Origin of the sequence: Halobacillus sp. Marseille-P3879 (assembly GCF_900240285.1) — a bacterium.
GTDB lineage: Bacteria > Bacillota > Bacilli > Bacillales > Halobacillaceae > Halobacillus_A.
On the sequence record NZ_OESS01000003.1, the window covers coordinates 768,141 to 781,915 of the forward strand.

The 13,775-nt window shown below is 39.9% G+C and carries 13 protein-coding genes; 10 read left to right on the plus strand and 3 right to left on the minus strand.

The genetic code is table 11. The features are described 5' to 3' along the window. Nucleotides 1–53 precede the first annotated feature (53 nt). From C1A12_RS18130 to C1A12_RS18170, 9 genes are all read left to right on the plus strand, one after another. Nucleotides 54–1,370 carry a Na+/H+ antiporter family protein gene (locus tag C1A12_RS18130; RefSeq protein WP_101846157.1) on the plus strand — a complete coding sequence of 439 codons (1,317 nt, stop codon included), beginning with the start codon at nt 54–56 and terminating at the stop codon, nt 1,368–1,370. An 88-nt stretch (nt 1,371–1,458) separates the two neighbouring features. Then, entirely contained in the window at nt 1,459–2,232 is a 774-nt protein-coding gene (pdaA, locus tag C1A12_RS18135) for a delta-lactam-biosynthetic de-N-acetylase (protein WP_101846159.1), read from the plus strand. A gap of 66 nt (nt 2,233–2,298) precedes the next feature. Further along, a complete protein-coding gene (locus tag C1A12_RS18140; RefSeq protein WP_101846161.1) occupies nt 2,299–3,165 on the plus strand; it encodes a DNA-3-methyladenine glycosylase in 867 nt (288 codons plus the stop codon). 155 nt (nt 3,166–3,320) lie between these two features. After that, nucleotides 3,321–5,186 carry an ATP-binding protein gene (locus C1A12_RS18145; RefSeq protein WP_235001679.1) on the plus strand — a complete coding sequence of 622 codons (1,866 nt, stop codon included), beginning with the start codon at nt 3,321–3,323 and terminating at the stop codon, nt 5,184–5,186. Between the two features lie 444 nt (nt 5,187–5,630). Next, nucleotides 5,631–6,479 (plus strand): YitT family protein, encoded by an 849-nt coding sequence (locus C1A12_RS18150; RefSeq protein ID WP_101846165.1) that lies wholly within the window; start codon nt 5,631–5,633, stop codon nt 6,477–6,479. Nucleotides 6,480–6,599: 120 nt separating this feature from the next. Beyond that, nucleotides 6,600–8,174 carry an acyl-CoA synthetase MbcS gene (gene mbcS / locus C1A12_RS18155; RefSeq protein ID WP_101846166.1) on the plus strand — a complete coding sequence of 525 codons (1,575 nt, stop codon included), beginning with the start codon at nt 6,600–6,602 and terminating at the stop codon, nt 8,172–8,174. 10 nt (nt 8,175–8,184) lie between these two features. Further along, nucleotides 8,185–8,610, plus strand: a complete 426-nt coding sequence (locus tag C1A12_RS18160) for a GNAT family N-acetyltransferase (protein ID WP_101846168.1) — start codon at nt 8,185–8,187, stop codon at nt 8,608–8,610. Between the two features lie 139 nt (nt 8,611–8,749). Continuing rightward, the gene (locus C1A12_RS18165; protein ID WP_101846170.1) at nt 8,750–9,178 is read left to right on the plus strand and encodes a hypothetical protein; all 429 of its coding nucleotides are present in this window, start codon (nt 8,750–8,752) and stop codon (nt 9,176–9,178) included. 95 nt (nt 9,179–9,273) lie between these two features. Continuing rightward, a complete protein-coding gene (locus C1A12_RS18170) occupies nt 9,274–9,531 on the plus strand; it encodes a hypothetical protein (protein WP_101846172.1) in 258 nt (85 codons plus the stop codon). 36 nt (nt 9,532–9,567) lie between these two features. Here the strand turns inward: C1A12_RS18170 and C1A12_RS18175 are convergent, their stop codons facing one another. Then, nucleotides 9,568–9,840 (minus strand): hypothetical protein, encoded by a 273-nt coding sequence (locus C1A12_RS18175; RefSeq protein WP_101846174.1) that lies wholly within the window; start codon nt 9,838–9,840, stop codon nt 9,568–9,570. A gap of 414 nt (nt 9,841–10,254) precedes the next feature. On the opposite strand from C1A12_RS18175, the gene C1A12_RS18180 reads away from it, so the two are divergent. Next, on the plus strand, nt 10,255–11,880 hold the full coding sequence (locus tag C1A12_RS18180; RefSeq protein ID WP_101846176.1) for a BCCT family transporter: 1,626 nt from the start codon (nt 10,255–10,257) through the stop codon (nt 11,878–11,880). A gap of 46 nt (nt 11,881–11,926) precedes the next feature. Here the strand turns inward: C1A12_RS18180 and C1A12_RS18185 are convergent, their stop codons facing one another. Together C1A12_RS18185 and C1A12_RS18190 are read right to left on the minus strand one after the other, a co-directional pair. After that, complete coding sequence (locus C1A12_RS18185) at nt 11,927–12,625, minus strand: DUF5694 domain-containing protein (protein ID WP_101846178.1); 699 nt, start codon at nt 12,623–12,625, stop codon at nt 11,927–11,929. Nucleotides 12,626–12,643: 18 nt separating this feature from the next. After that, nucleotides 12,644–13,585 (minus strand): TIGR03571 family LLM class oxidoreductase, encoded by a 942-nt coding sequence (locus C1A12_RS18190; protein ID WP_101846180.1) that lies wholly within the window; start codon nt 13,583–13,585, stop codon nt 12,644–12,646. Between the last annotated feature and the right edge of the window lie 190 nt (nt 13,586–13,775).

Here is a 13,775-nt window from a genome sequence, read left to right on the forward strand (position 1 = left end):
ATGGTAAATCGCTAATGTGATAAAAAGAGTTTAACTTGAGAGGAGATTATAGTATGGCACTAGCTGTCATTGTGTCAGTACTTGTACTGATCATATTAAGTTTGGCAAGGGTAAATGTTATCATTGCTATTCTAGCTGCAGGCTTAACAGCAGGCGTGATGAATGGGCAGTCGATTGTTGATTCCCTTGATTTATTAGTGGATGGTATGGGGAAACAAGCTAGTGTAGCGTTAAGCTACATCTTGCTCGGTGCATTTGCGGTAGCCATTACCCATTCCGGGATAACGAGCATTCTTGTTGGATATCTGCTTCGTGTGTTGAAAGATATGCGTACGTTAACCGTTCTTGTTATAGCGGGCGTAGCCAGTTTGTCGCAAAACGTTATCCCTGTCCACATTGCTTTTATTCCTATTTTAATACCACCATTACTTCAATTATTTGACCGGATGAAGTTAGATCGACGTGCTGTAGCGACAGCTTTAACGTTTGGGCTGAAGGCACCCTACATTATGCTTCCGATAGGTTTTGGTTTGTTGTTTCATGAAACAATTCAGGAATCCATGGAAACAAACGGGGTAACCTTATCAATTGGAGAAATTGCTCAATCCTTAATAATTCCTGGGTCAGGCATGATAGTGGGACTTCTTATTGCTGTTTTTGTAACCTACCGGAAGAAAAGGGAACCAAAAGAAAGTGAGGCCGGACATGAAATCAAGTTCGGAGACTCTTTAGAACGGTTAAAAAACACTTCTTTCACCTATAAACACGGATTAACTTTAGCTGCTATTATTGTAACTTTATTTATTCAGGCCTATTATGAAAACTTAGTATTAGCTGCTTTGGCAGGTCTTATCTTAATGTTTATATTTAAAGTCGTCCCATTTAAGTCAGGTGATAAAGTCGTTGCTGACGGTATTGCCATGATGGGCACGATTGCTTTTGTTATGCTGATTTCAGGCGGGTATGCTAACGTTTTAACTGAAACAGAATCCGTCTCAGCTTTAGTGGACGCCAGTTCTAAATATCTGGGCTCAAATCAGCCTGCTATTGCATTTGTATTACTGTTAGTAGGTTTAGTTGTAACCATCGGGATCGGGTCTTCCTTCGCAACGATTCCAATATTAGCAGCTTTATTTGTACCTCTTTGTATAGGAGCTGGATTTTCCCCTATGGCTACTGCTGCTTTAATTGGTACTGCCGGTGCTCTTGGTGATGCAGGTTCCCCAGCTTCTGACAGTACATTGGGGCCTACCTCTGGGCTGAACGCTGATGGACGTCACCATCACATTTGGGACACATGCGTACCAACGTTTATCCATTTTAATATTCCGCTTTTTATTTTTGGGTGGATTGCGTCATTAATGCTTTAATTAGGAAGACGTGCGGTTTTAAAAACCGTGCGTCTTTTTTTATAGCAATTTTTATTATGAACATACTAAGAAAAAGTAGGTGATCTTAATGAAAAAATGGATCTTGTTAATGTCGGTTCTATTAATGTGCTCACCTTTACAGGCTAGTGCAGAAGGCTGGGGGTTTGAAAAAAATAAGCAGGGCGGTATTCCTGATGTGGGTCGTTACGGTCCAATGATAGAGAAGCATGATGGTTTTTACGTTGATCAATCTGGAGAAAAAACGATTTACTTTACCTTTGATAATGGGTATGAACAAGGGTATACTGATGACGTACTCGATGTTTTGAAAGAACAAGAAGTGCCTGCTGCTTTTTTTGTTACCGGACATTACATTAATAGTGCACCTGATCTTCTTAAGCGTATGGTTAAAGAAGGTCATACGGTTGGGAATCATTCCTGGTCCCATCCTGACTTCACAACAAGCTCAAAAGAAAAAATAAAACAGGAGCTCGATAAAGTGGAATCAGCTGTTGCCGATATCACAGAGCAAAAAACGATGACATTTCTCCGGCCCCCAAGAGGGACCTTCAATTCAAGGACGCTGGAATGGACGAGAGAGCTGGGTTATATTCATGCCTTTTGGTCCATTGCTTTTGTAGATTGGGAAACGAATCAACAAAAAGGCTGGGAATACGCATTTGACAATGTGATGGAACAGGTACATCCAGGAGCCGTTATTTTATTACACACGGTGTCTAAAGATAATGCGGAAGCTTTAGAACAGTTAATTATTGAACTCAGAAAACGCGGATATCAATTCGGAAGCTTAAATGATTTATTAGTGAAAAAATTACTTCCGTTTCCAATTGTAAGCTTATAGGTTTCACACAACTAAGATTCGGCTATCGTAATAGAAGCCGGGTCTTTTTTTAATGAGGTGGAATAAATGTGGGAAGAAACGATCAAGTCCGTTCCTGAATATAACTTTGACTACACGCTGTTAAGGTGGTCGTATGACCCGCTGACAAAGTTAAGTTTAGAAGACAGGTGGGTGGAGGTCCCTGTAAAAAGGGACCGGGAATCCTATGTGGTCCGCGTTGAAGCTTTAGGTACTACTGAACGTCCGGTTTTTAAACTTAGCAGTACAGATGAAAACAGGAAAGAAGAACTCATTGAGCACCTTTACTCCTTATTCCAATGGGGGAGAGATTTAACGGAAGTTCAGCATCATTTTCAACGTACGAATTTAAAAGAGTTGTTCACCACTTTTGCCGGCACGCCTATTGTAAAAGATTTTCATCTTTATGATTGTCTGATGAAAGTAATCATTCACCAGCAGCTTAATATGAAATTTGCCTACACGCTTAGTACAAGGTTCGTGAAGGCTTTCGGGTATGAACGAGGTGGAGTTTGGTTTTACCCTTCACCAGAAACCACGGCAGCTTTGCACTATTCTCAGTTAAGAGAGCTGCAGTTCAGCCAAAGAAAAGCTGAATATGTCATTGATACTTCCCGGTTGATTGCAGAGGGAGAGATTAACTTAAAGGAGTTGTCACTTCGGTCAAACCAGGAAGTCATAAATAACCTGACGAAAATTAGAGGGATCGGGGCCTGGACAGCGGAAAACTGGCTGATGTTCGGGGTAGGACGGGAGAATTTACTTCCTAAAGCAGACATCGGTATCCAGAATGCACTGAAAAAATATTTAAATATGGATCGCAAACCAACAATTGAAGAGATGGAATATTTCAGCACAGGGTGGGATCCCTTTAAAAGCTATGCTTCATTGACTTTATGGAGAAGCATCGAGTAGGTGAAATTCAATATAGCTGTGGTGAAAGAGGGGTAATTCTACAATTTTTTCAAGAAAGAAAATGTAATATAATATTCAAAAACTTTCTAATTTACGTTATAATGAAACCCACATTGGAAAATATTGAATAGAATAGAAATGAGGTCATAATTTTGGTGATAAAAGAAAGGTATTCCGATCATCTTTATAGCGGAGAATTGCTTGCCATTCTGGAGGTTAGTAGTACTCCAGCGTGTCTTCTAGATGTTCATCACCAGACCGTTACACTTAATCAAACGTTATCAGCAGAACTCAAGATTGGTGAAACTAAACTTCATCTTTCGAATTGGCTTTCCCTGTTTCAAATCCATAATCGTGGTGAAATTTATCGCATTATTCATCAGTCTTCGGCATGGAATGAGACGGAGTTAAGTGTGTCTATTCAAGTAAGTAACCAGTCAAAAGTGTTCTCGTGTAAGATGCTTCATTTATCCAACGGGAATATTGCCGTCATTTTTTCCTCACCCACCAATAAAACTAATAAATCTTCACAAAGATCTTATCAAGATACAAATACCCAAAATCCTTTACCTTCCAGCAGCGTACTAAATATGACAGAGGCTTTTAACACCCGGGCCAGTACCACAAGGACTTCCCAGGTAAAAGAACGCTTAGTTCAAGCTGCAGATTATTTTCCTTATGGCTTAGCGATGCTGAACAGTAATTGGGAAGTAATTTATGCAAACCCTAAGATGGAGGAAATGGTAGGCTTAAAGCTGTCTGACTATTATCGGAAAAAGCTATGGGAGTTATTTCCTGTAGATGAGTACAATAACTTTTTTCAGCATTACTTAAGAGCGATGGAAACCCAGGAGCCCGTAGACTTCCACGGTCACTTGTACAAAACAGGAATTGAGATGGACATAACAGTTGTACCAAGTGAACAAGGAGCTACGATTATTGCTAAAGATATCAGCCGGTATAATAAACAGCTGGAATCGATGAGGAATGCCGAAGAGCGTTTTAATTTACTGTCAGGTAATATTAAAGAAGCATGCTGGATCTGCTCACCTGACCTAGGAGAGCTGCATTACCTCAGTGACGCATTTACTAATATTTACGGATTAGACAAACAGGTCATTATGGATAATCCTGGTGCGTTCTATGAGCTTATCGACGATGAATATTTGGAAATAGTCAAAGAAGCCGGTATTATCATGACTCAGAAAGAGCATCAGGTGGAATATACCATTACTACACCGGCAGGCGAGAAAAAATGGATCCGCATGAGGGGGTTTCCTGCCGAAGATCAAGGCAGGAAGTATGTTGTTGGAATCGATGAAGAAATTACTAAAATTAAAGAGATGTCTTTACTTGAAGAGAAGTCCCGACAGCTTTCTACTATTACTCAAATGGCAGCAGGCGTAGCTCATGAAATTAAAAACCCTCTCACAGCGATCAAAGGGTTTTTGCAAATAGGCGCAGCTAATCCGGATTTAAGAGACAGTTATCATGATATTATTCTAGATGAAGTGAATAGAATTGAATCTATTGTTCAGGATTTTATGATGCTCTCCAAGCCGAAGTCTTCCGTACAGCTGGAGTATGTAAATTTAGAAGCAATTATTTCTTATGTCAGCCGTTTACTAGACCCTGATTCAAGCAGTAAGGAAGTCATGATTCATTATACGTGTGATTCAAATTTAAAAGGTTTTTACAGTGAACCGAAGAGACTTAAACAGATCCTCATTAACTTAGTTGCTAATGCGATGGAAGCTCTGGGAGAAGACGGTGAAGTACAAATAGAAGCCGTTATCCATCAACAGGAACTGATCATTTCTGTTATCGATAATGGTCACGGCTTATCGGAACAAGAGCTTTCTAAATTAGGCGAGCCATTTTATACCACCAAGGAGAAAGGTACAGGTTTAGGCATAATGGTTACTAAGAAGATGATTGATGATTTAGATGGCGAAATTAACTATCAAAGCAGTAAAGGAGAAGGAACTTGTGTAACTGTCCGGCTCCCATATCGAACGTAAAGAACATAAACCACTGTTCGCGGCTTGTAGAGATACTTTAGTTCTCTGCAAGCTTTTTTTCTGTTCACCCAGGTAATTCAACAGAAACCTTGAGCAAGACTGAGAATATTGCGGGCAGGGAAAGTGGAATTGGAAGTCGTCAATAACTTCATAGTATGCGATAGAGCGTTATAACTAAGGAACAAGCCCAAAATAGAATACGGATCTGGTTTAGCTTTGCTATTTTGGGGTTTGCGTGGGAAATTATAAGCTAATGTTGATAATTATGCATAAATGATCTTTGGTAATATTTGCACTAATCTGTTATCAACCGCTTACATCGCAGTATTTCAAAATTTTTATTTATAATGGTTTACAAGTGCCTAAAAGCCTTCTATAATCCCATATGTCCTGTTTGAGAATCGGATGTATAAACGAATTATATTTATAGAAGGAGGCTTACTGATGACAAATAAACTATTATCATTTCTACTTATGAACCTTGGTGCATTTGCGGTAGCTGTAAACGTCCACTTTTTCCTATCTCCTAATGATTTAGCAACTGGCGGCGTGAGTGGTCTATCAATCGTACTAAACAAATTATTTCCAGAATTGACCCTGGGGACACTTATGATTCTTCTAAATATTGTATTGTTTATTGTTGGTTTTATATTTTTAGGATTTCAATTTGGAACGAAAACAATTTATGCAAGCTTTGCCCTGTCTTTTATGGTATGGGGTCTGGAAACATTCTTTCCGATGCAGCAAGCGTTGAGCGATGATCTCCTTATTCAATTAATTATTGGACAAATCATTGCTGCTTCAGGGATGGCGATAGTTTTTCACCAGGGAGCTTCCACAGGTGGTACTGACGTCATCGCGATGATTCTAAATAAATACTTTTCTATCGAGGTAGGTAAAGGGGTTCTATTTTCCGACATTGCTATTGCTGCTTCTTCTATATTTATTTTTGGCCCGGCCGTAGGAATGTATGCCTTCTTTGGGGTTTTATTGAACGGTTTAGTCATTGATTATGCTCTTCAGCAATTTGATCACAATAAAGAAGTAGTGATCATCAGCCGAGAAAGTGAACAAGTCCGTGAATTTATTGTAGATAACCTGGGGAGAGGTGCCACTATTCACTTTGCAAAAGGCGCCTTTAACCAGGAAGACAAAGAAGTCATCACAACGATTATGAATCGAAAAGATTTTTCAAAATTAAAGAAGTATATGCAGGCTGTAGACGAGCAAGCCTTTATAACGGTGCATTCTATGAATGAGATTCTTGGTCAAAACTTTAAACGGTTAGCGTAAGATTAAAACCCATCAGACTCCTGTCTGATGGGTTTTATAGTATAAATTATAATTTTAATAATTTTCAAAATTTGTTATAATACTCTTAGTGTAAATCGAAAGCAGTAGGAGGAATCGTTCATGAACCGTGAAGAGTTAATAGCACCAGAGCAATATAATATCGTACAAGAAATTGAGAAGTTTACAAAAGATCCAGAGCTAAAAGCATTAAAGTGGCTCGACAGCAATGGGAGAAAAGCAGAAATTACATATGCAGAATTAATGACGAAAGCAAATAAAGTAGGAGAGGCTCTATTAAACAGCGGGCTTGAGAAAGGGGATAAAGTACTGGTTATGATCCCCAGACTGATCTCTGCTTATGAAGTTTATTTAGGAGCTCTTAAAGCAGGTTTAGTTGTTATACCAGGTTCTGAAATGCTGCGTCCCAGGGATTTGTCCTATCGCTTATCCCACGGAGAAGCAAAAGCGGTCATATGCTACCAACCATTTACGGATCAATTTAAAGAAGTTGATGAAATGAATAATGTAACCGCTTTCTCTATTGGGGGTGCTAAGGAAGGTTGGGTAAGTCTTGATGATTTAAAGGAAGAAGAACCAGGCGAGTTACAAATGGCAGACACCACTCATGATGAAATGGCGTTTTTATCTTATACATCCGGAACTACAGGGAATCCAAAAGGAGTCGTCCATACTCATGGCTGGGGTTTTGCACATTTAAAAACAGCAGCTGATCAGTGGCTGGCTATCGAGGATAAGGATATTGTTTGGGCGACTGCTGGACCAGGCTGGCAGAAGTGGGTTTGGAGTCCGTTCCTTTCAGTGCTTGGTACGGGAGCAACCGGGTTCATTTATAATGGAAAGTTCGAACCGAAAACTTATTTGAATTTATTGAACGAGTATAAGGTCAATGTATTATGCTGCACCCCTACCGAATACCGCTTAATGGCGAAAGTGGACGACTTGGAGAACTATAACTTAGATGCACTCCACAGCGCCGTATCAGCCGGGGAACCTTTGAACCGGGAAGTAATCTCTACTTTTCAGAAATATTTTGATGTCACTGTACGGGATGGGTACGGCCAAACGGAAAATACTCTATTAGTAGGAATTATGAAGGACATGGACGTAAGGCCTGGATCGATGGGACGTCCTACACCCGGAAATACAGTAGAAATTATAAATGAATTGGGAGAACCTGTGGAGCCGGGAGAAGTAGGAGATATTGCCGTCCATCTTGAAACTCCTGCGTTGTTTAGAGAATATTACAAAGATCCTGAACGTACGAAAATGGCCCAAAGAGGGAATTATTACATTACCGGGGATCAGGCGTCGAAAGACAATGATGGGTATTTCTGGTTTGAGGGGCGAAGTGATGACATCATTATCAGCTCTGGCTATACGATCGGACCTTTTGAAGTGGAAGATGCATTAGTTAAGCATTCAGCCGTCCAAGAATGTGCAGTGGTAGCCAGTCCTGACGAGGTAAGAGGGAACGTTGTTAAGGCCTTTATTGTTCTGCAGGAAGATGTTAAAGGTGACGAAAAATTAATTCAAATTCTTCAGGAGCATGTGAAGAACCTTACTGCTCCATATAAGTATCCCAGAAAAATTGAGTTTGTGGAGACACTTCCTAAAACAACGTCAGGAAAAATTCGAAGAGTGGAACTAAGAAAACAGGAACAGAGCTTAATATAGGGTAGAGAAAATGATAAGAGAAGCAGTAATAAATGATTCTGATCAAATGACCCGGCTTATGAACACACTAGGTTATCCTACTAGTTCAACTTCGTTGGAAAGAAGGCTCGAGGCAATTATTCCAGATGGTATTTATCAAACTTACGTTTATGAGCAACAAGGTATGCTTGAGGGCATGATCGGGATGATGCATTGTAAAGCTTATCATACCGAAGACACTCATGTCCGAGTTATTGCCTTTGTAGTAGAGCAGCATGCACAAGGCCAGGGAATAGGCCGCCGTTTGATGGACAAAGCCGAGCAGTGGGCAAGAAAAAGGGGAGCAAATAGGATTACGCTGAACAGCGGGAATCGGGAAGAACGCAATCAGGCCCACTCTATTTATGAACACTTAGGTTTTATAGGAAAAGCAACCGGATTTTATAAAGAAATTTAAATTGAACATTCCCTGAGCCTATTTGCTCAGGGATTTTTTTGACAACAGATGTAATATAAGCAAAATATTTGAAAATTAATTGAAACTATCTCCAGTTGTTGGTCGTATATATAAAGAGAGATTAAATAGAGGTGAGGTAATGAAGAAGAAAAGTATTTTTATTATACTATCGATGACTGCACTAATCGCATTCGGGCTCTTTTACATAAACCAGCACTTTTTCTTTAACCCGGTCACTTTTGAACAAGACCAAATTATACACCATGACTGGAGCGATTATGAGAGACCGTTGGAAATTAAACTTTACTCCTTTGAAGATGAAAGAAAAAGCGAAACAATAGATGAAGAGGAAACTATACAGGAAGTACTAACAGAGTTAAAGGAAAGTCCGGATACAGAAGACGCTGAAGCTCCTGCAACGGACGTGAGAGGAGGATTAACACTAACAGCCAATGACCGGACATTATTAGAAGTGCTGTTTTACCCTGAACATTGGGAAGTTCTAAAAACGGACGGTCCTGCTTTTGAGATAACAGATTCTTTAAGAAAGTTAGTGGATCGATTCTAAGTGACCAGATGGCAGCAAAACCATCTGGTTACTTCCCTTTTAATTCCCATTTCTGATATACTTGTTTTTGTTGAAAACAAAAATGAGGTGACGAAATGAATCATCGCCGCTTTACCCACATTTTTAATATATTAGTTGGCGTACTTCTATTTATTGAAGGCGGAGTATATATCTTTATGAATAACAAGGAAGGGGATTTGCATTTACAGAGCATTATTATGACCATTGTTCTGTTAATTGCCTGGGGCATTTCCTATCGTAAACAGACTACAAGTGAGAAGCAGAGTGCATGGCTGATCTTTACCATGATTGTTATGATCCCCATGATTCTGCCGTTCCTTTTCTTTATTTAGTGTTATTTACGAGCAGCACGTACTCTTTTTAGAGTTTTACAGCAACCACCGTATAAGGCCGGAAGCAGCCAGTAGAAGCCCTGCAGTCATATAGAGGTAACCGAAGAATTGATGTTTTCCTTCCTCGCTGCTGATTTCTACTGAGCCTGTGAAAATTAGAAACATAATAACCAGGAAATAGAGAGCTAAGTAAGTACTCTGCCAATTATGATTGAAAAACAGCAGCCACGCTCCAACAGGCAGGACGGTGAACGAAGGCAGATATAATGGATCCATGTCCGGCATTGCCTCTTTAATTTTTTTGAACATAAAAGTCTCCCCTTTTAGATTAAGCGTAACTCCCATGGAGTTGCGCTTTTATTTATGAGCGAATTCGTTACTTCTATCTTAAAGGAATTAAGCTTAAGAATTAAACGACTTTTTTCTGTATCGGAAAACCTATTTTGCCTCATCTTATAAATAGAACCATGAGAGCAAATACTGAATCGGAAGTTAAGTCGTGTAATATGTCATATTTTCTAGATAATTGTCGAAAAGACCGATAGTTTTGATGCGGATAGGGTATTATACTTACTAAGTTAGTTTGTCCTCTGTATTTACATTTGTTATACTTTCACATTGTGTTTGCCTACATCCTCCGGAAATCCTGCATCATTCCCCGTTAAAAAACTAAACAGATTAAATTATTTTTAAAAAAAGAGAAAAAAGAAAGGGACGATTTGGTTGAATACAAAACTTATTGATTGGGGCACGTTTATAGGTGCACTCATTCTCTTATTAGGTGTTACCATTCCACTGATTATCTTTCCTGAGGCTGGTAAGGAAATGGTAAATGAAGCCAATACATTTGTGAGTGGTAATTTTGGTGTTATGTATATGTTTATGGGACTACTTATTTTTGCATTTTTAATTTTTGTAGCTTTTAGTAAAAATGGTCAGGTTAAACTGGGTGATGAAGGGGAAGAACCTGAATTTAATACCTTTTCCTGGGCAGCCATGCTGTTTGCAGCCGGTATTGGGTCGAGTATTTTATATTGGGCGGTTATTGAATGGGCCTATTACTATGAAGGGCCTCCATTTGGTGTAGAGGGTGGTTCACAAGAAGCAATTCAATGGTCCACGGCTTATGGTATATTCCACTGGGGGCCGATAGCGTGGGCTATTTATACACTGCCTGCATTACCTATTGCTTACTTTTATTATGTGAGAAAAAAACCTGTACTTAAGGTAAGTGAGGCGGTCCGTCCTGTACTGGGCCGAAGAGTTGAAGGACCGATCGGTACAATTATTGATGTCCTGTTTATGTTTGGTTTAATGGGTGGGGCTGGAACAACTTTAGCTCTTGGTACACCTATGATCGCAGAGGGGATTAGTGATCTTACAGGCCTGGAAGTTACCTTAGGGATGCAAGCGGTTATTATGTTAATTTGTACCACGATTTTTGCTATTAGTGCTTACTCTGGACTCCGCAGAGGTATTAAAGTATTAAGTGATATTAACCTCTGGCTTGCTATCTTCTTATTGGCTTTTATATTTATAGTGGGTCCTACTAAATTTATTAGTGAAACGACGTTTAATTCATTAGGAATTATCCTGGATAATTTCTTTAAAATGGCAACCTGGATGGAGCCTTTCGCTAATACAGGCGATTTCGGTGAAACGCTATTCCCGGAATCCTGGACAGTTTTCTATTGGGCATGGTGGCTGGTGTACGCTCCGTTTGTCGGGTTGTTCGTAGCGAGGATTTCCCGTGGCCGGACCATTCGACAAATGATACTTGGAACTATGATCTACGGTACACTAGGTTGTATTCTTTTCTTCGGAATAATGGGGAACTTTGGGCTATACATGCAGATAACAGGCCAGTTTGATGTCATAGGGTTCCTTGATACCAATGGAGCGCCTGCAACTATAATTGAGATAATGAATCAACTGCCGTTAGCGAAGTTTATCGTATTAATATTTACTGTGTTAGCGATTATTTTCCTGGCTACTACATTTGATTCTTCTTCCTATATTCTGGCAGCCGTTGTACAGAAGAAAGTAGAAGGAGAGCCGTTGCGCTGGAACCGTTTATTCTGGGCGTTTGCCCTATGTATTATGCCTTTGACCTTAATGTTCCTGGGAGGACTTGAGACGCTGCAGACAGCAAGTATCGTAGGTGGGTTCCCGCTTGTTTTCATTATGCTGCTGCTAGCCTGGTCATTCATGAAAGCGTCGAATACTGATATTAGAGCTTCGGATAATTACGAAACTCCTACCATCCACATCGACCGTTGGAAGAAAAAAGGCAGGAAGAAGAAGCGTTCAGCATTAGAAGTATTAGAAGATCGTAAAGACGAAGATTAATTCTTTTAAAAAAGCAGTCCTTAGCAAAAGGACTGCTTTTTGTTGTTTAAGGAGCATACTGTAGGTAAGAGGATAAGGTGAAATCCTGACTATCATATAAAAACTGCTTGATTAAGTGCAGATGATCTGAGCCAATGATAAGTAGAATTTTATCGTTGGCTTCAGCCAGACGTGACAAATTGGCGGTAATGGCTAAGTCACGTTCATGCCACTGTTTTAACCATTTAACTCCAACCTGGTGCTGCCTGTCACCAACACGCGTTAATTTCATATAAACCCGTTGTAATTGAGAAATATAATGAGGGTCGTTTATTGATTGAAGCGTTGCTGACAATGAAGAGGTGTCTTCTATCTGTTTTAAGTCCTGCTGGATTTTAAGAATTTCTTTAAACAGGGAAGGCTGATGTTCCTTCGCCCATTCAAATACCTGATTTAAAGAAGGACTGGACATATCAACGATTTCATCAACAGGGTAGACAGCTGGATGGTCAAAGTGGTGAGCTAATGGAAAAGCAAATTGTTCAACCTCGTCATAACTTGGGATAAGATCACCTTTTTTATACTGTTGGAACTTGCGAGCTAGTTCCTCTTCAATAAGGAAAGATTTCTCTACCGCGATTTTTGTAGGTTTAAACTCTTTAAGTGCCTCTACTACCTGCTGTATTTGATCCTTCTGATGATTGACGATATCCGGATCCATTGATAAATGCAGAGTGCCCATAAGAAGGATCTCTGGTTTATTCATTGTTTCATACCACCTTTGTTATTGAAAATGAGGAATGACTTCTTTCCCAAATTCGTCTATTACTTCTTCCGTATCCCTGGAGCTTGCTGATAAATTGAACATGACGTGGTTCACACCGGCTAAACGATACTGCTCTAATATTTTAATCAGCCCGAGCCTGCCTGTCCGGTAGCCGGCAGGTATTTTTTGAATAGGCGCGTGTCTGTCTTCCTCAAGGTTAATAGGAAGTGGCATAAGAAAAGGTCGAAAAGCTTTTCCATGGTAATGCTGGACTTTTTTACGATAATGAGTAATAAGTTTCTGTTGTTGAGCCGGCTTTTGAGGATAAAACATCCATCCGTCCCCATGTTCAGCCACCCAGTCAAGCGTCTGTTGACAATACCCTGTCATAAGCATAGGAATTCTTTGATTCGGTTTTGGTACGAGGTTTACTTGTTTCATAGTTCCGTACCTCGAACTGTATTCTGGAAACTCATGATAGAGCGCGGTATTTAAGTCCTGAAATGCATCACGAAACCATTCACTGCGTTCCATAATCGGGATATCCAGTCCTTCAAAGTCCTTGCGCCGGTCTCCTGAGGATATTCCAAGCAAAAATCTGTCCGGGAAGAGACGATCGATACTTGCTGTTTCTTTTGCTGTTCTTAGTGGATGCCTCAAAGGTAAAACTGTAGCCGCCGTCCCGATATTGATCGTTGATGTATGGCTTGCTAAATAAACAGCATAAATGAAGCTGTCAAAGATCTGGCCGGTAGCCGGGTCTTCAAATGTTGGATCCTCCAGCAAAACATCCTGCAGCCAAAGGGCTTGAAATCCAAGTTTTTCCGCCAACCGTGCCCGTTTAATTTGCTGTTCCATAGATGGTACTTGCTTGTGATAATTTTCTATAGGTATAGTCAGTCCGAAACTGATTTTGTTTTCCTGGAAAGCTGTTGTATATCCTTTGTGGTATTTTATCATTTGATCACCTCATTTCGTTCAGTATAGAGGACTGAATTGTAAAACAAAAGTTATTGAATTGTTACATGAAAAAACCCATTTCCTGCTTAAAAGGAAATGGGTTTAAATATGGTGAGTATTTTTTATTAGACAATATAGATTAGTACGTATAGCAGGCCAGTGAGAAATGCGGAACCACCTAAACCATAGA